Origin of the sequence: Streptosporangium sp. NPDC023963 (genome assembly GCF_040639135.1) — a bacterium.
GTDB lineage: Bacteria > Actinomycetota > Actinomycetes > Streptosporangiales > Streptosporangiaceae > Streptosporangium.
Genome location: NZ_JBEZZK010000001.1, coordinates 61,305 through 78,949, shown reverse-complemented (window position 1 = coordinate 78,949; position 17,645 = coordinate 61,305). Strand labels below are relative to the sequence as shown.

Annotated in this window: 13 protein-coding genes; 7 read left to right on the top strand and 6 right to left on the bottom strand. The window is 71.8% G+C overall.

Translation table 11 applies throughout. The features are described 5' to 3' along the window. The first annotated feature begins 143 nt into the window (after window positions 1-143). The 3 genes from recQ to AB0F88_RS00330 all read left to right on the top strand — a co-directional run bounded on the left by recQ (window position 144) and on the right by AB0F88_RS00330 (window position 3,969). Complete coding sequence (gene recQ / locus AB0F88_RS00340; protein ID WP_362675660.1) at window positions 144-2,045, top strand: DNA helicase RecQ; 1,902 nt, start codon at window positions 144-146, stop codon at window positions 2,043-2,045. 137 nt (window positions 2,046-2,182) lie between these two features. Continuing rightward, window positions 2,183-2,845: a TrkA family potassium uptake protein gene (locus AB0F88_RS00335; protein ID WP_362675657.1), complete on the top strand. Its 663-nt coding sequence runs from the start codon at window positions 2,183-2,185 to the stop codon at window positions 2,843-2,845. 227 nt (window positions 2,846-3,072) lie between these two features. Next, window positions 3,073-3,969, top strand: coding sequence for a TIGR03564 family F420-dependent LLM class oxidoreductase (locus AB0F88_RS00330; protein WP_362675654.1), 897 nt, complete (start codon window positions 3,073-3,075; stop codon window positions 3,967-3,969). An 85-nt stretch (window positions 3,970-4,054) separates the two neighbouring features. On the opposite strand, the gene AB0F88_RS00325 is transcribed toward AB0F88_RS00330, so the two are convergent. Together AB0F88_RS00325 and dapD are read right to left on the bottom strand one after the other, a co-directional pair. After that, window positions 4,055-4,672 carry a hypothetical protein gene (locus tag AB0F88_RS00325; RefSeq protein WP_362675651.1) on the bottom strand — a complete coding sequence of 206 codons (618 nt, stop codon included), beginning with the start codon at window positions 4,670-4,672 and terminating at the stop codon, window positions 4,055-4,057. Window positions 4,673-5,031: 359 nt separating this feature from the next. Beyond that, entirely contained in the window at window positions 5,032-6,009 is a 978-nt protein-coding gene (dapD, locus tag AB0F88_RS00320; protein WP_362675649.1) for a 2,3,4,5-tetrahydropyridine-2,6-dicarboxylate N-succinyltransferase, read from the bottom strand. Window positions 6,010-6,102: 93 nt separating this feature from the next. Here dapD and AB0F88_RS00315 point away from each other — a divergent pair, with 93 nt between their 5' ends. Both AB0F88_RS00315 and thrS read left to right on the top strand, forming a co-directional pair. Further along, window positions 6,103-6,708 (top strand): glycoside hydrolase family 25 protein, encoded by a 606-nt coding sequence (locus tag AB0F88_RS00315; RefSeq protein WP_362675646.1) that lies wholly within the window; start codon window positions 6,103-6,105, stop codon window positions 6,706-6,708. Window positions 6,709-6,776: 68 nt separating this feature from the next. Continuing rightward, entirely contained in the window at window positions 6,777-8,744 is a 1,968-nt protein-coding gene (gene thrS / locus AB0F88_RS00310; protein ID WP_362675643.1) for a threonine--tRNA ligase, read from the top strand. Window positions 8,745-8,845: 101 nt separating this feature from the next. Here thrS and AB0F88_RS00305 read toward each other — a convergent pair whose 3' ends face one another. Further along, window positions 8,846-9,613, bottom strand: a complete 768-nt coding sequence (locus AB0F88_RS00305) for an Asp23/Gls24 family envelope stress response protein (protein WP_362675640.1) — start codon at window positions 9,611-9,613, stop codon at window positions 8,846-8,848. Window positions 9,614-9,913: 300 nt separating this feature from the next. Here AB0F88_RS00305 and AB0F88_RS00300 point away from each other — a divergent pair, with 300 nt between their 5' ends. Then, on the top strand, window positions 9,914-10,465 hold the full coding sequence (locus tag AB0F88_RS00300) for an HIT domain-containing protein (RefSeq protein WP_362675638.1): 552 nt from the start codon (window positions 9,914-9,916) through the stop codon (window positions 10,463-10,465). On the opposite strand, the gene AB0F88_RS00295 is transcribed toward AB0F88_RS00300, so the two are convergent. The 3 genes from AB0F88_RS00295 to AB0F88_RS00285 form a co-directional block, all read right to left on the bottom strand. Further along, entirely contained in the window at window positions 10,408-12,678 is a 2,271-nt protein-coding gene (locus tag AB0F88_RS00295; protein WP_362675635.1) for a hypothetical protein, read from the bottom strand. The genes AB0F88_RS00300 and AB0F88_RS00295 overlap by 58 nt on opposite strands. Window positions 12,679-12,847: 169 nt before the next feature. Next, window positions 12,848-14,440 (bottom strand): family 10 glycosylhydrolase, encoded by a 1,593-nt coding sequence (locus AB0F88_RS00290; RefSeq protein ID WP_362675632.1) that lies wholly within the window; start codon window positions 14,438-14,440, stop codon window positions 12,848-12,850. A gap of 159 nt (window positions 14,441-14,599) precedes the next feature. Next, entirely contained in the window at window positions 14,600-16,732 is a 2,133-nt protein-coding gene (locus AB0F88_RS00285; protein WP_362675629.1) for an elongation factor G-like protein EF-G2, read from the bottom strand. 289 nt (window positions 16,733-17,021) lie between these two features. Here AB0F88_RS00285 and pgsA point away from each other — a divergent pair, with 289 nt between their 5' ends. Further along, on the top strand, window positions 17,022-17,639 hold the full coding sequence (gene pgsA, locus AB0F88_RS00280) for a phosphatidylinositol phosphate synthase (protein WP_362675627.1): 618 nt from the start codon (window positions 17,022-17,024) through the stop codon (window positions 17,637-17,639). The last annotated feature ends 6 nt before the right edge of the window (window positions 17,640-17,645 follow it).

The following is a 17,645-nucleotide window of genomic DNA, read 5'->3' as shown; positions in this document are numbered from 1 at the left end:
TGTCCGGGTCCCGCACGGTCCCGGCGGGCGCCGGTGTCCGGGCCCCGAACAGCCCCGGGCGGCCCCGAACAAGCCCCGGGCGGCGTCCGTGCTTCCGGCCTGTTCGCCGCCGACCAGCAAGAAGATCCTCGTACAATGTCCCGATGGCTTCCCCCGAGAACGGCCCCGAGGTGAGCGACGCGTCGCGGGTCCTGCAGCGCGTCTTCGGCTACGACTCGTTCCGGGCGGGCCAGCAGGAGATCATCGAGCACGTCGTGTCCGGTGGCGACGCCCTCGTGCTCATGCCGACCGGCGGCGGCAAGTCGCTGTGCTACCAGATCCCCGCTCTCGTGCGGAAGGGCACCGGAGTGGTGATCTCGCCGCTCATCGCGCTCATGCAGGACCAGGTCGACGCCCTGACCGCGCTCGGCGTGCGGGCCGGGTTCCTCAACTCCACCCAGGACTTCGAGGAGCGCCGCGCCGTCGAGTCGGCCTTCCTGTCCGGCGAGCTGGACCTGCTCTACCTGGCGCCGGAGCGCCTGCGGGTCGACGCCACGCTGCGCCTGCTCGACAGCGGGGTGATCTCGCTGTTCGCCATCGACGAGGCGCACTGCGTGGCCCAGTGGGGACACGACTTCCGGCCCGACTACCTCGCCCTGTCCGCGCTGCACGAGCGCTGGCCGGACGTGCCGCGCATCGCGCTGACCGCGACGGCCACCGAGGCCACCCACGCCGAGATCGCCTCCCGCCTGAACCTGGAGGGGGCCCGCCACTTCGTGGCGAGCTTCGACCGTCCCAACATCCAGTACCGCATCGCCCCCAAGAACGAGCCCAAGAGGCAGCTGCTGGAGCTGCTGCGCACCGAGCACGCCGGGGACGCGGGCATCGTCTACTGCCTGTCGCGCAACTCGGTCGAGAAGATCGCCGAGTTCCTGGTGCAGAACGGCATCGAGGCGCTGCCCTACCACGCGGGGCTCGACGCCCGTGTCCGCGCGGCCAACCAGGCGCGCTTCCTGCGTGAGGACGGCCTCGTCATGGTCGCCACCATCGCGTTCGGCATGGGGATCGACAAGCCCGACGTGCGCTTCGTCGCCCACCTCGACCTGCCCAAGTCCGTCGAGGGCTACTACCAGGAGACCGGCAGGGCCGGGCGTGACGGCCTGCCCTCCACCGCGTGGCTCGCCTACGGCCTCCAGGACGTCGTGCAGCAGCGCAAGATGATCGACACCTCCGAGGGCGACGACGCCCACCGCCGCCGCCTGGCCTCCCACCTCGACGCCATGCTCGCCCTGTGCGAGGCGGTCGAGTGCCGCCGCGCGCGGCTGCTCGCCTACTTCGGCCAGCAGGGCACCGCCTGCGGCAACTGCGACACCTGCCTGTCGCCGCCGGAGTCGTGGGACGGCACGGTCGCCGCGCAGAAGGTCCTGTCGACCGTGTTCCGGCTCATGCGCGAGCGCCGCCAGAAGTTCGGCGCCGGCCAGATCATCGACATCCTCCTCGGCAGGAAGACGGCCAAGGTCATCCAGCACGACCACGACGGCCTGACGGTCTTCGGCATCGGCACGGACCTGAGCGAGGCCGAGTGGCGCGGAGTGGTGCGCCAGCTGCTGGCCCAGGGTCTGCTCGCCGTCGAGGGCGACTACGGCACGCTGGTGCTGACCGAGGCGAGCGCGGAGGTCCTGGGCCGCAAACGCCAGGTCCCGCTGCGGCGCGAGCCGGAGAAGGCGCCCAGGGCCGCCAGAGCCTCCACGTCGTCCAAATCCTCCACCTCACGCCGGGCCGAGCCCGTCGAGATGCCGGAGGAGGCGATGCCGGTGTTCGAGCTGCTGCGTGCCTGGCGTGGAGCCACCGCGAAGGAGCAGGGCGTGCCCGCGTACGTGATCTTCCACGACGCGACCCTGCGCGAGATCGCGACCAGGGCCCCCTCGTCGCTGGCCGAGCTGGGCACGATCAGCGGGATCGGGGAGAACAAGCTGGCCAAGTACGGTCAGCAGGTCCTCGACACCCTCGCGGGATCCGGCCGGGAATCCGGTGGCGGCGAGGAAGCCCTTCTGGAGTTCCCCTGAGGTAGAATCAGGCGAATTCGGGCTTGATGGCCCGCGCAGTGAGACGCATATAGGAGCCTGGAGGCTGTCGTCCGCCTCCGGGCTTCTCGCGTTGGCGGATCCCCCCGTGGCTGCGAACTCCCGAAAGAGGACGATCGTTGGCTGACAGAAGGAACGATCCGGTGGTGGTCGTCGGCCTCGGCCGCTTCGGCAGCTCCCTCGCGGTCGAGCTGTTCCGCAGGGGCACCGAGGTGCTGGCCATCGACAGCCGCCCCAAGGTGGTGCAGAGCCTGGCGGGAAAGCTCACCCACGTCGTCGTCGCCGACTCCACCGACATCGAGGCGCTGCGGCAGATGGGGGTGCCCGATTTCTACCGGGCGGTGGTCGCCATCGGCACCGATCTGGAGGCCAGCATCCTCACCACGTCCCTGCTCGTCGAGCTGGAGATCGATGACGTCTGGGCCAAGGCGATCAGCCGCGAGCACGGCCGCATCCTGGAGCGGGTCGGCGCCCACCACGTGATCCTCCCCGAGCACGACATGGGGGAGCGGCTCGCCCACCTGCTCAACGGGCGGATGCTCGACTACATGGAGGTGGACGGCGACTACGCGGTGGTCAAGACCCGTCCGCCCCGCGAGTACGTCGGCGTGCCCCTGGGCGAGTCCAACCTGCGTCGCAAGTACGGCGTGACCGTGGTCTGCGTGAAGGGCCAGTACGACGAGTTCACCTACGCCGACGCCGGAACCGTGCTGGGGTACGGGGACGTGATCGTCATCGCGGGCAAGATCGAGCAGGTGGAGCGGTTCACCGAGCTGCCCTGAGCCTCCCGGGCCGTGTCCCTGCCTGTCCCTGCCTGTCCCTGCCTGTCCCTGCCTGTCCCTGCCTGTCCCTGCCTGTCCCCGCCGTGTCCTCCCACGTCCTGCCGTATCCTGCCGTGTCCTGTCGTGTCCTGTCGTGTCCCCCGAGGTTTCCCGCGGCTTCGGGCCTCCCTGCCGCCCCGTGATCGTCCTAGACTGGGCCGAACTTACTAGAATGGAGTTCGGTAGCGATGCGATTCGGACTGTTCCTCAATGAATCCCAGAAGCCGGACGCGCTCGGCCGACTGCGGGAGCGCATCGCCCGCGGGGCCGACGACGGCTTCTCCTCCGTGTGGATGTCCCACACGTTCGGCCTCGACACGCTGACCGCGCTCGCCGTGATCGGAAGCCAGGTGCCCGGGATCGAGCTCGGCACCGGAGTCGTCCCGACCTACCCGCGCCACCCGGCGGCCCTCGCCCAGCAGGCGCTCACCGTCAACGCCGTCCTGGACGGGCGGCTCGCCCTCGGCATCGGGCTCTCGCACCAGATCGTGATCGAGGGCATGTACGGCATGAGCTTCGACCGGCCCGCCCGCCACATGCGCGAGTACCTGTCGATCCTGATGCCGCTCGTGCGCGGGGAGAACGCGGCCTTCGAGGGGGAGACCCTCACGGGACGGCTGGGGCTGAACACGCCGGGGCCGAGGGACATGCCCGTGCTCATCGCGGCCCTCGCCCCGAGGATGCTCAAGCTGGCCGGGGAGGTGGCCGACGGCACCGTGCTGTGGATGACCGGCGCCAGGACGGTGGCCGAGCACGTGGCGCCCGCCGTCACCGAGGCCGCCCGGGCCGCCGGGCGGCCCGCGCCGAGGATCGTGTGCGCGCTGCCCGTCTGCGTCACCGACGACGCCGAGGCGGCCAGGGCGCTCGCCGCCGAGCGGTTCGAGATCTACGGCCAGCTGCCGTCGTACCGGGCGGTGCTCGACAGGGAGGGCGCAGAGGGTCCGGCGGACGTGGCGATCATCGGCGACGAGGACGAGGTGGGGGCGCGGATCGAGGCGCTCGCCAAGGCCGGGGTCACCGACTTCGTCGCCGCCGAGTACTCGCCGGACACCCGGACGCGGGACTTCCTCAAGAGCCTTCTCTGAGGCTCTGCCGCCCCTGAGAGCTGCTCCTGGGAGCGGTCTCTGAGAGCCGTCTCCGGGAAACTGCCCCCGAGATCGCCCGCCCCGCTCAGACGCCGAAGGCGCTCAGGGCCGCCCAGGCCGTTCCCGCGCCGGTGACGGCCCCGGCGGCGACCTGGGCGGGCGTGTGGTGGGTGAGCCTGACCCGCGCCCAGCACACCATCGCCACGACCAGCGCGCCCGCGACCAGCGTGGGCACGGCGGGCAGCACGTGAGCCAGCACCACCACGGTCCCCGCCGACACGGCCGCGTGGAAGGAGATCTTCCACCAGAGGGTGATGGGGACGGTGACCGCGAGCGCCGCCAGCATCGCGGTCACCGTGGCCACCAGGAGCCGGGGCGCGCCCAGGAGGATCAGCAGCACCAGCGCGACGACCACCGCCGCGACCGCCACCAGCAGCGGAACCGTCCGGCTCGCCCGGTCGACCAGGTGATGGGAGTCGAGGCGCCCGGAACGGACCCCGTTCAGGATCACCAGGGCCGGGATCCCGCCGCACAGGGCCGAGGCCACCAGGCCCCAGGCCGCGCCAGGCCAGCCGTCGGCCATCAGCCCGACGAGCGGGGGCAGCCCGATGACCAGCACCTGTGGCGCGAACAGCCCGGTCACCCACCGGGCCGCCGCCCCCGCCGTGCTCTCACCGTCGCCCGCCATCTCCTGACCGGTCATCTGAGTCCTTCCAGCGCGGAGACCCCGCTCCCGAGCCTTCCGGTGAGGGGTCGGCCCGCCCGCGTCCGACATGAGGGCCGTGAGGCCCGTGGGGCCACCCTGTCAGCTGAGGGGTCCGGGGACGAACATCCACGGGCCCCCACGGCCTCAGGGTCGTGCCGGGCGGCCGGGGCGGCGGCCCGGCCGGTGACCCCCGTACAGCGCGGCCCCGGCAGTGCCCGGCAGTGCCCGGCAGTGCCCCGGCAGTGCCCCGGAGGGTGACCCGGAGGGTGACCCGGTGCTCCGTGAGCGCGGCGGGCCGCGCTCACGGAGCGCTCACGGGCGCGCTCAGGGGTGCCTTCCCGGGTGGGAGGCGGCGGTCAGTCGTTGGCGTGCAGGGTGCTGTTGAGCTCCACGCCCGTCCCCTTGCGGGGAACGGCCTCGACCGCGCCCGAGGTGGAGTTGCGGCGGAACAGCAGGCCGGAGGCGCCGGAGAGCTCGGCCGCCTTGACCACCCGCCCCTCGGGCAGGGCCACCTTGGTCCCGGCGGTGACGTACAGGCCCGCCTCCACGACGCAGTCGTCGCCCAGGGAGATGCCGACGCCGCTGTTGGCGCCCAGCAGGCAGCGCCGCCCGATGGAGATGACCTGCTTGCCGCCGCCGGACAGGGTGCCCATGATCGAGGCGCCGCCGCCGACGTCCGAGCCGTCGCCCACGACGACGCCCGCCGAGATACGGCCCTCGACCATGGAGGTGCCGAGCGTCCCGGCGTTGAAGTTGACGAAGCCCTCGTGCATCACGGTCGTGCCGCTCGCCAGGTGCGCGCCGAGACGGACCCGGTCGGCCTCGGCGATCCGGACGCCGGTGGGCACCACGTAGTCGACCATCCGGGGGAACTTGTCCACGCCGTAGACGGTCACCTGCCCCCGGGCGCGCAGGCGGAGCCGCACCTCCTCGAAGCCCTCGACGGCGCACGGGCCGTGGTTGGTCCACACCACGTTGCTGAGCAGGCCGAACAACCCGTCCAGGTTCTGGCCGTGCGGCTGGACGAGACGCGCCGACAGCAGGTGCAGGCGCAGGTAGGCGTCGTGGGCGTCGGCCGGTGCCTCCGACAGCTTGGTGATGCCGGTGCGTACCGCGACCACCTCCACGCCGCGGTCCTCGTCGGGGCCGAGCAGCGCGGCGACCCCGGAACCGAGTTCCTCGACCGCCTCCTGTTCGGTCAGCCGCCTGGTGCCCGGCGAGGAGGGCTCGCCCAGCTGTGGGGACGGGAACCACGTGTCGAGCACGGTTCCGCCGGAGGTGATGGTCGCGATGCCGGCCGCGTGCGCGCCGGAGATCTGGGCTGCTGCGTTCACGCCGACCAAGCCTAGCCAAAGTGGCCGCAATGGCAGTACGCCCAGGGAGCGTCGGACGTGTGCCCGCGGTGCCCGCTGGCTAGCGTGGCCGCCATGTTGCAGGGGATCGACGTGTCGAACTGGCAGGGCGCCGTGAACTGGGGCGCGTACGCGAGGGGCGGGGTCTCCTTCGCCTTCGCCAAGGCGAGCGAGGGGAGCACCTTCACCGACAAGTGGTTCGGCACCAACTGGAACGGCATGCGCGAGAGCTGGATCGTCTGCGGCGCCTACCACTTCGCCCGCCCCGCGGGGGACCCCGAGGCGCAGGCGGTGCACTTCCTGCGGATCGTGCAGCGGGCCGGTGGGCTGCGCCGGGGGGACCTGCTCGCCCTCGACCTGGAGACCAACGACCACCTCCCGGCGCCCCGGGTGGCGCGGTTCGCCCGCAGCTGGTGCCAGGCGATCGTCGCGCTGTCGGGGGTCAGGCCGGTGATCTACACGTTCCTGTCGTTCGCGCGCAACGGCAACTGCGCCGGGCTGGAGCCCTACCCGCTGTGGATCGCCGCCCCCGACCACCCCCAGGGCAGACCGGAGGTGCCGAGGCCGTGGAACAAATGGACGATCCACCAGCACTCGAACAAACCCGTTGATCGCAACGTCTTCCGCGGCACCCGGGCCGAGCTGACCTCCCTGGGCTACCGCCGGAGCCGCAAGGCCTGAGAAATCGCGTTGCCGACACCGGTAGCATCGATCCCAGACCATCCATCGACGTCTCCCAGGGAGCAACCGTGTCCGCCGTGCCAGAACTTCGTATCACCCTCGCCGGAGCCGCGCGTGTGGTGGCGGGAGGCACGACGTACGGGGAGGCGCTGGAGGCGGACGGCCGCTCGGTGGTCGCCGCCCGCGCCAACGGCGAGCTGAAGGACCTCGCGGCCCCGGTGGCCGAGGGCGACGTGATCGAGCCGGTCCCCGCGGGCAGCCCCGACGGGCGCGCCATCGTCCGCCACTCCACCGCGCACGTCATGGCCCAGGCCGTCCAGGAGATCTTCCCCGAGGCCAGGCTGGGCATCGGCCCGCCGGTCGAGAACGGCTTCTACTACGACTTCGACGTCAAGGAGCCGTTCACCCCCGACGACCTCAAGCGCGTCGAGAAGCGCATGCGCGAGATCGTCAAGCAGGGGCAGCTCTTCTCCCGCAGGCCCGTCTCCGACGAGCAGGCCGCCGAGGAGCTCGCCGCGGAGCCGTACAAACTGGAGCTGATCGGCCTCAAGGGCGGCGCGGCCGACGAGGAGAGCGTCGAGGTGGGCGGGGCCGAGCTGACCATCTACGACAACCTCGACGCCAAGACCGGCGAGCTGCGCTGGAAGGACCTGTGCCGCGGCCCCCACGTGCCGACCACCCGGTCCATCCCGGCGTTCAAGCTGATGCGCTCGGGCGGCGCCTACTGGCGGGGCAGCGAGAAGAACCCGCAGCTCCAGAGGATCTACGGCACCGCGTGGGAGTCGCGCGAGAAGCAGGACGAATACCTCCACCTGCTGGAGGAGGCCGAGAAGCGCGACCACCGCAAGCTGGGCGCCGAGCTCGACCTGTTCTCCTTCCCCGACGAGCTGGGCTCGGGCCTGCCGGTCTTCCATCCCAAGGGCGGCGTGATCCGCCGCGTGATGGAGGACTACTCGCGCAAGCGGCACGAGGAGGCGGGATACTCCTTCGTCAACACCCCGCACATCACCAAGGAGGGGCTCTACAAGCTCTCCGGCCACCTCGACTGGTACGCCGACGGCATGTTCCCCCCCATGGAGCTGGAGGGGGCCAAGTACTACCTCAAGCCGATGAACTGCCCGATGCACAACCTGATCTTCCGGTCGCGCGGGCGCTCCTACCGCGAGCTGCCGCTGCGGTTGTTCGAATTCGGGACGGTCTACCGCTACGAGAAGTCCGGCGTGGTGCACGGCCTGACCCGGGTGCGCGGTCTCACCCAGGACGACGCGCACATCTACTGCACCCGCGAGCAGATGCGCGACGAGCTGAAGTCGCTGCTGCGCTTCGTGCTCGACCTGCTGCGCGACTACGGTCTCGAGGACTTCTACCTGGAGCTGTCGACCAAGGACCCGGTCAAGTTCGTCGGCAGTGACGAGGACTGGGAGGAGGCGACCGAGACCCTGCGCGAGGTCGCCGAGTCGGAGAAGCTGGAGCTGGTGCTCGACCCGGGCGGCGCGGCGTTCTACGGGCCGAAGATCTCCGTCCAGGCCCGGGACGCGATCGGCAGGACCTGGCAGATGTCGACGATCCAGCTCGACTTCAACCTGCCGCAGCTCTTCGATCTTGAGTATCAGGCGACCGGTGGCTCCCGGCAGCAGCCCGTCATGATCCACCGGGCACTGTTCGGCTCGATCGAGCGCTTCTTCGGCGTCCTGGTCGAGCACTACGCGGGCGCGTTCCCCCCCTGGCTCGCGCCGGTCCAGGTGGTCGGCATCCCGATCGCCGAGGCCCACGCGCCCTACCTCCAGGACCTGGCCAAGAAGGCCCGCGAGCGGGGCATCAGGATCGAGATCGACGCCTCCGACGACCGCATGCAGAAGAAGATCCGCAACGCGCAGCGGTCCAAGGTGCCCTTCATGCTCCTGGCGGGCGACGACGACATCGCCAACGGCGCGGTCTCCTTCCGCTTCCGCAACGGCGAGCAGAAGAACGGGGTGCCGGTCGACGAGGCGATCGCCGAGATCGTCGACGCGATCGAGCGCCGGGTCCAGGTCTGAACCTCCCCGTGGGCGGCTGAGGCCGCCCACGGGTGCGTACGGGGGGCTTCACGGCCCCCCGTACGTCGTTCCGGGGCCCTTTCGCCGGGGCCCTCGGCGTTCTACGCGTCGTCTCCCGGTTCGGCGGGAGCCTCGGGGCCGGTCTCGCCCGGCATGCGGACGTCCTCCACGTCGACGTTGACCTCCACGACCCGCATGCCCAGCATCCGGCTGATGGTCCGGGCCACGTTGGTCTTGACCTCGTTGGCCACGTCCATCACCACGTGCCCGTACTCCGCCACGATCGTCACGTCCACGGCCGCCGTACGGTCCTGCACGTGGGCGTTGACGCCCCGGGGGCCGCGCCTGGCGATGCCCGCGCGCTCGCGCATCGGCTCCACCGCGTGGGCGGCGTCGCCTCCCAGCTCGGCGACGCCCGTGACCTCCAGCGTGGCGAGGGCCGCGACCTTCTCCACCACCTCGTCGGCCACCTTGATCCGGCCCTTCACCACGGCCGAGGACACCGGGGAGACGGGAGACACCGGGGACACCGGGGACGACGGGGATGTCGTCCCGGTCGTGGTGGCCGGCACAGTCCGGGAGAGGGTGGGGCGGGGCGTGTCGTCCGGCGTCTCGGACACGGGTGAGGGCTCGGGGAGCGCCTCGACCACGGCCAGGAAGGGCTCCCCCGTGGAGGAGACCGGCTCGCCGGGGGACGGGACCGACAGAAGCGGCGCCGTCGGCTCCGGCGGCTCCGCGGACAGGGACAGGGAGAACGGGCGAGCGGGCCTGCCGCCCGTCTCGGCGAAAGACGTGGAAGACGTGGAAGACGCTGGGGACCCGGGGGACGCGGTCTCCTCGGTCGGCTCCTCGACGGAGACGTCGGTCATGGGGGTACTCCTCGGCAGTCGATGATCGTGCTTGGGGGATTCTGCCGGAAATTCGCCGCATTCGTCCGTCAATGCCGTGTGACATACGCCGCCCGTTCCGTACCGGCAGCGGATCCGGGCGGTGGATCCGGGCGGTCCGGGCACCGAGTGGCGGCGCGGGCGCGGGTCCGGGCGCGGGTCCGGGCGGGGTCCCGAGCGGTGCGCGGGCTCGGGCGCGGGCGGGGAGGAGGGCGGGGCGGCGGGGCGGTGCCGGGGGAGGCGCAAGAACGCGGGGATCGGCGTGGCAATATGCTGGCGACCATGAGCAACGAGCCGGAGGCGCAGCACGGAGCGGGGACACCGGACGCGTTCCAGAGACTCTGGACTCCTCACCGGATGGCCTACATCAAGGGAGGCGGCAAACCCACCGGTTCCGGCCCGGAGGACGGCTGCCCGTTCTGCGAGATCCCCCGCATGAGCGACGAGGACGGCCTGATCGTCGCCCGGGGCGAGACGGTCTTCGCGCTGCTCAACCTGTACCCGTACAACTCCGGCCACCTGATGGTCTGCCCCTACCGGCACGTGCCGGACTACACGGACCTGGACGAGGCCGAGACCTTCGAGCTCGCCGACTTCACCCGGCGGGCGCTGGTCGCCCTGCGCAAGGCCAGCGGCGCGCAGGGCTTCAACGTGGGCATGAACCTGGGCGGCGTGGCGGGCGCCGGGATCGCCGCCCACCTGCACCAGCACGTGGTGCCCCGGTGGGGCGGCGACACCAACTTCATGCCCGTCGTCGGACAGACCAGGGTGCTTCCTCAGCTGTTGCGCGACACAAGGGAGCTGCTCGCCGGCTCCTGGCCCGGGTCGTCGTAGCGCGGGGCGCCGTCGTCCAGGGCCCGGATGCCCGCCGACAGCGTCAGCGGCACGGCGAGCGCCAGCGCCATGGACAGCACCGCGGCGCCCGAGTCGTTGACCAGCATGCCGACCACCCCGCTGACCAGGGTGCCGATCAGGCCGGCCTTCAGCGCGGGGGAGTGCGCGAACGCGGCGGGCAGCACCCCCGCGGTCGCCTGATCGGGGCGCAGCAGCGCGTAGACGAGGAACGCCGTCGCGGCGACCACGACCGGCATCAGGTTGGGGCTGAGCAGCGTGCCCAGCATCGCGCCGAGCTTGCGGCCGATCACCTCCATGGCCTCGCCGGTGAACACCTGGCCGACGAAGCGGCCCAGGTGCGTCTGCGAGCCCGGCGGGCGCAGGTAGTCGAGGTAGGCGATGGACATCACGATGACGCCGCCCGCCACGCAGAACGCGCCCAGCTTGACGATCGAGACCCGCCTGCCCGCGATCAGCAGCGCGGTCACCGCGATGCCCGGCACGAACGCGATCACCCCGCCGAAGTCGCTGCCCACGCCCGGCCAGCCGCCCAGGATCATCGCGAAACCGCCCAGCACCGCCACGACGGCGGCGGCCGCGACGCTCGCGCGGCTCCCGCCCGCCGGCCGATCCGCCGCGGCGTCGCCCGCCGAACCCGCGCGGTCGCCGGGCGCCGTCCGATCCGTCACGGCGCCCGCCTGGCCGCCGGGCGCCGTCCGCTCCGCCGGGGTGGCGGCCGGTGCGCCCGCGCGGTCCCCGCGCGTCAGCCGGTGCGCGATCGTGGCGGCCAGCAGCAGCACCGAGGTGGCGAAGAGCGCGAACGGGATGTTGCCCAGGCCGTAGTAGCGGGCCCCGACCACGGCGCTGTAGCCCATCACGCTGTTGAGCTGCAGGGTCGTCCCGGTCAGCAGGTCGCCCGCCAGCACCGTCGCGGTCACCCCGGCCACCACCGCCAGCGGCCCGAGCGGCGCGCGGCGCCAGGGCCCCGCCAGCGCCGCCGCGGCCAGCAGCAGCGCGCATCCGGCGATCCCGCCGACCAGCGCGAGCACCGGCGATCCCGCGTGGTGCCAGGGGGTGAGGTTCACCAGGTACGTCGACACGGGCACCGAGGCCAGCACCACCGCGGCCACCCGGATGCCGGTCAGCCCCCGCCTGCGGCGCAGCAGCAGGAACGCGGTCAGGTAGAAGGCGACCTGCAGCACCGCGACCGCGGTGAAGAAGATCCCGCCCACGTTCCTGATCGTCTCCCCGGCCACGTCGGCCCGCTCCAGCTCGACGCGCGCCGCCTCGGTGCCGCCGGTGCGCCTCTCGCTCGCCTGCCAGGGCACCCCGATCACGCCCGGCGGCGTCGCGATCCCCGTCAGGGAGAGCATCGTCGCGGTGATGTCCGGCAGGATCGTGGTGTCGTCGCGGTGGGTGGAGGCCGCCCCCAGGAAGCGGCCGGAGACGTCTCCGCCGCGCATCATGGCCACCCGCAGGTGCGGGTTGCCGCCGTGGTCGGACAGGCCCGCCAGCAGCACGCCGACGTCCCCCGGCAGCACGGCCAGCATGGTCAGCACCGCCCCCGCCTTGGCGTCGGCCAGGCGCAGTGCCGCGGCCCGCTCCTGCGCGGTGAGCGCGTCCTCGTCCGGCGACAGCCGCTCGCCGGTCACGTACGGCCGGATCAGGTCGTCGACGTCGACGGCCATCACCCGGCACCTGGTGAGCACGTCGGAGCGGATCTGCGCGGGGGAGGGGGCGTACACGTCGACCCTGCCCGAGCGGTCGGCCAGCGCCAGCGCGGCTCCGGGGCCGATCGCCAGCGTGCAGTCACCGGCGGCGTGGACGGCCTCGCCGAGGGCGCCCGCGTTGCGCTGGCCGGCGACGTCGTGCAGGTACCCGTAGTCGGGGATGACCGCGCCCGCCCGGTCGGACTCGGGCAGCGGCGGCAGCCCGCAGCCGTAGCCGACCGCGGACCTCACCCCGGCCGACACCGTCAGCCATCCGTCGTAGGGGCAGGTCACCCTGCCCACCGCGCGGACCGACAGGGATCCGACCGCGCTCAGCCCGGCCAGCCGCCACAGGTTCGGGGTGCCGGTGGGGCTGAGATCACTCCACCGCAGGCCGGGAACGCCGATCAGCATCACCCGCCCGTCCGCCTGCGTGGCGGAGTGCGCGGCCCCCGGCCACAGCAGGCCCAGCACCATCGCAAACGCGACAAGCGTCCGCTTCACGAACGACCTCCCCTTCAGCTCCTGCCAAGTGCTGGCACCGTAGGGGAAGATCGTGCCACGGGTCCAGCCGTCCAGGGGACCGGCGGGTCGCCGCGCCCGGGGCCCGGGTCCTCGCGGCGCGCCCTCGTCCGCCGTCCGCGTGGGGCGCCCGGGGCGCCCGGGGCGGGGCTCAGGTCCCGGCGGGCGCGCTCTCGTTCTGCAGGCGGTCGAGGGCGGTGACCAGGTAGGTGCCGCCGCCCGCCGCGGTGAAGGCCTGGCGGTCGCCGGCCACCGCGGGCACGATCGCGACCAGGTTGCGGGCGTCGGCGGTGGCGCACTCTCCCGGCTTGCCCGAGGCGATGCGGTAGACCGCGTACGAGCGGGCGTCCGGGGAGCTCTTCCAGCTCAGCGAGGTGCCCTGGAGCCGCACGTCGGCGGGCTTGGCCGGAGCCTGACCGCCGCGGTCCTTCATCGGCGGCAGCAGCGCCGGGCGGCCGTAGTGGTCCTTCACGACGCGGTCGAGCGCGCCCAGCGGGTTGGTGGAGAGCTGCTTGGCGCTGAAGTAGACGTCGCCGGAGACCTGCCCGTACTTACGGTTGAGCGTGAGGTGGGAGGACATCTCGCCGGGCCTGGTCCAGGCGGCGGTGTCGGTGGCGCCGACCCGGTACAGGCCCTGGCCGATGTAGAGCTGCACCCCGGTGCCCTTGACCTCGTTCGCCCACCAGCGCGTCAGCACGTCGTAGTCGGCGATCTTGAACCCGCGCGGCCAGTACAGCTGGGGGATGACGTAGTCGACCGTGCCCTTCTTGATCCAGTGGCGGGCGTCGGCGTAGATGGAGTCGTACGCGGACATGCCGCCGGTGGCCGAGCCGGTGGGGTCGTCGGACTTGTTGCGCCAGATCCCGAACGGGCTGACGCCGAACTTCACGCTGTTCCTGACCTCGTGCACGGTCTTGTCGACCTGCGCGATCAGCTTGTCGACGTTGGCGCGGCGCCAGTCGGCGAGCTTGGTGCCCTTGCCGTACTTGGCGAAGGCGGCGCCGTCGGCGAACTTCGCGCCCGCGACGGGGTAGGGGTAGAAGTAGTCGTCGAAGTGGACCCCGTCGACGTCGTAGCGGGTCACCACGTCCTTGACGACCTTGGTGACGTAGTCGCGGACCGCGGGAAGGCCGGGGTTGTAGTAGGCCAGATCCCCGTATTTCACGATCCACTCGGGGTGCAGCCGGGCGGGGTGCCTCGCGGGCAGCTTGGACAGGTCGCCGTCGGCGGACGCGCGGTAGGGGTTGAACCACGCGTGGAACTCCAGGCCTCGCCGGTGGGCCTCGGCGACGAGGAAGGGCATCGGGTCCCAGCCGGGGTCCTTGCCCGCCGTGCCGGTCAGATACTGCGACCACGGCTCCAGGTCCGACTTGTACAGCGCGTCGGACGCGGGGCGGACCTGGACGAACACCGCGTTGAACCGCCGCTTGACCGCGTTGTCGAGGATCTTGACGTACTCGGCTCGCTGACGGGCCGGGGACAGGCCGGTCCGCGAGGGCCAGTCGATGTTCTTGACGGTGGCGATCCACACCCCGCGCAGCTGCCGCTTGGGATACCTCGCGTCCACCTCGCACCGGGCCGACGCGGAGGCGGCGGTCGTCGCGCCGGCCGTCTCGGCCGAGACCGCCGGGCTCTTCGCGGCCTTCGGCCGGGCGGGCGCGGCGTCGGGGCCGAAGGTGTAGGCGGCTCCCGTGGTCAGGACGGCGAGCGCGGCAGCGGCCAGGAGAGGGCGTCCGTATCGCATGGTTCCCCAGTGTGGCACCAGCACCGGTGTGCTCTGACCGGAAAAACGAAATCCTTTCGTGATGACTCTGTTACATGTGTGCATGCTGGGAGACATGCGCCGGACGGTGCGCGTTCCCCGGGAGGCGGGGCTCCGTCCGGCGCGCGTCTCACGGCCCCGTCAGCCGGTGACTTTGTCCATCAGATGCGAAGGAAGCGGCTCGTAGCGCAGGAAGACCCGCCGGAACGTCCCCGTCCCGTGTGACATGGATCTCAGATCGATCGAGTATCGCGTGATCTCCAGTGCGGGCACCTCGGCCCTGACCAGGGTACGTCCCACGCCCACCGGCTCCGTGCCGAGCACGCGGCCCCTGCGCGAGGACAGATCGGACATCACCGCGCCGACGTGGTCGTCGGAGACCAGGATGGACACCTCGTCGACCGGTTCGAGCAGCAGCGTGGGCACCTTGGCCGCGGCCTCCTTCAGCGCGAGCGCCCCGGCGATCTGGAACGCCATGTCGGAGGAGTCGACCGAGTGGGCCTTCCCGTCGTACAGCGTCACCCGCACGTCCACCATGGGGTACCCGGCGAGCACCCCGCGCTGCATCTGGGTACGGACCCCCTTCTCCACCGAGGGGATGAACTGGCGCGGCACCACGCCACCGACGATCTTGTCCACGAACTCGAAGCCGCCGCCGGACGGCAGGGGCTCGACCTCCAGGTGGCAGACGGCGAACTGGCCGTGGCCGCCGGTCTGCTTGACGTTGCGGCCCAGGGCCTGGCAGCTGCCGCCGAAGGTCTCCCTGAGCGGCACCCGCAGCTCGGTCTTCTCCACCTCCACGCCGTGCCGCCTGCTCAGCCGGTCGAGCAGCACGTCGGTGTGGGCCTCGCCCATGCACCACAGCACGAGCTGGCGGGTCTCGGGGTTGTTCTCCAGCCGGAGCGTCGGATCCTCGGCGACCAGCCGCTGCAGCGCCTGGCCCAGCTTGTCGTCGTCGGCCTTGGACCGGGGCTGGATCGCCACGGGCAGCAGCGGCTCCGGCATGCTCCAGGCCGTCATCAGCAGCGGGTTCTCCCGGTCCGACAGGGTGTCGCCGGTCTCCGCGCGAGACAGCTTGGCCACCGCCGCGATGTCCCCGGCCACGCACTTGGCGGTCGTCCGCTGGTGCTTGCCCAGCGGCGAGGAGAGCGCGCCGATGCGCTCGTCCACGTCGTGGTCCTCGTGCCCGCGGTCGGACAGGCCGTGTCCGGAGACGTGCACCGTCATGTCCGGGCGCAGCGTGCCGGAGAAGACCCGTACCAGGCTGATCCTGCCCACGTACGGGTCGCTGGTGGTCTTGATGACCTCGGCGACCAGCGGCCCGTCGGGGTCGCAGGTGATGCCGGAGACGGGCCGGCCGTCGATCGACATGATCTCCGGCATGGGGTGCTCGGGCGGGGAGGGGAACCCCTGGGTGACGAGCTCCAGGACCTCCAGCGCGCCCACGCCGGTCCCCGTGGCCAGCACCGGGTAGAAGCCGCCGCGCGCGACGGCCTTCTCCAGGTCCTCGATCAGGGCCTTGGTGTCGATCTCCTCGCCGGAGAGGTAACGGTCCATCAGGGACTCGTCCTCGCTCTCCTGGATGACGCCCTCGATCAGGGCGCCCCGGTAGACCTCGATCTGGTCGGCGTAGGCGGGGCCGGGGGAGTTCTCGCTCCGGGTGCCGGTCGCGTAGTTGTAGAACTTCTGGCTCAGCAGGCCGATCAGGCCGTTCACCTTGCCGTTGGTCACCACCGGCAGGTACAGCGGCGAGACGCCGTCGCCGAAGGCGTCCTGGCAGGCGGCGAGGGCTTCCTCGAAGTTCGCCCGCTGATGGTCGATCTTGGTGATCACGACCGCGCGGGGCATCCCGACCGCCGCGCACTCCTCCCAGAGCATCCTGGTCAGGCCGTCCACGCCCTCGACGGCCGAGACGACGAACAGCGCCGCGTCGGCCCCGCGCAGCCCGGCGCGCAGGTCGCCGACGAAGTCGGCGTAACCGGGGGTGTCCAGCAGATTGATCTTGATGTCGTTGTGGACCAGGGGGGCCACGGTCAGGTTCACCGAGCGTTGCTGACGCACCTCGACCTCGTCGAAGTCGCTGACGGTCGTGCCGTCCTCGACCCTGCCGGGCCGCTGGACGGTCCGTGTCGCGGCCAGCAGCGCCTCCACAAGTGTTGTCTTCCCGGCACCGGAATGGCCGACCAGCACGACGTTCCGTATCATGCCCGGCCGGTCGGCCGCGGGTGCCCTCCCCGCGGCTCCCGCTGTTCCGCCGGTTGCTCTTTCCGCCACATCGCCTCCCGCGTCGTTGCCGAAGGGGCGCGGCCTGGTGGGGCCACACCCCCGGGGTCCGCTGCCGAGCTCGCGCACCGCGCGGACTCGGTCTGTTCACCAAATACCCATGTGGCGAATATCACAAGAGGGATGTGACGATCCTCTTGCGATAGGCGGACCTGATCGCTAGTAATCCGGGCCGTCCCGGCGGCTCCGCGCGACCCTCGCGAACGCCGTTCCCCCGTGGCTCACCGCTCCCCGTCGCCGATGCGCGCCCGCAGGCCCGGTGGCCTACGATCGGAGCGCCATGCTGAAACTTCTGCGCCCCGCCGTCACCAGGCTCTTGACCCCGCTGGGCAGGGCACTGACCCGCCGCGGGATCAGCCCCAACGCGGTCACCGCCGCCGGCACGCTCGGCACCGTCGCCGCGGCCCTGTTCTTCTACCCGCGGGGCCAGCTGTTCGTGGGCACGTTGGTGATCACCTTCTTCGTGCTGGCCGACCTCCTCGACGGGGTCATGGCCAGGATGACGGGCCCGGGAAGCACCTGGGGCGCCTTCCTCGACTCCACCCTCGACCGGGTCGGCGACGCGGGCATCTTCTCCGGGCTGGTGTTCTGGTTCGTCGTGAGCGGGCAGCGGGTGCTTGCGGGGGTCGCCCTGTTCTGCCTCGTCGCGGGGGCCGTGGTCTCCTACGTCAAGGCCAGGGCCGAGGCGCTGGGCATGACGTGCGACGTCGGCCTCGCCGAGCGGCCGGAACGCCTGGTCGTCGGCCTGGTCTCCGCCGGTCTCGGCGGCCTCGGCGTGCCGTACATCCTGGCCGCGGGGCTCTGGCTGCTCGCCGCGGCCAGCGCGGTCACGGTCGGCCAGCGCCTGCTGCACGTGCGCCGGCAGGCCGTTTCCCACCCGCCACGGACCCTCCGCTGATCGGAA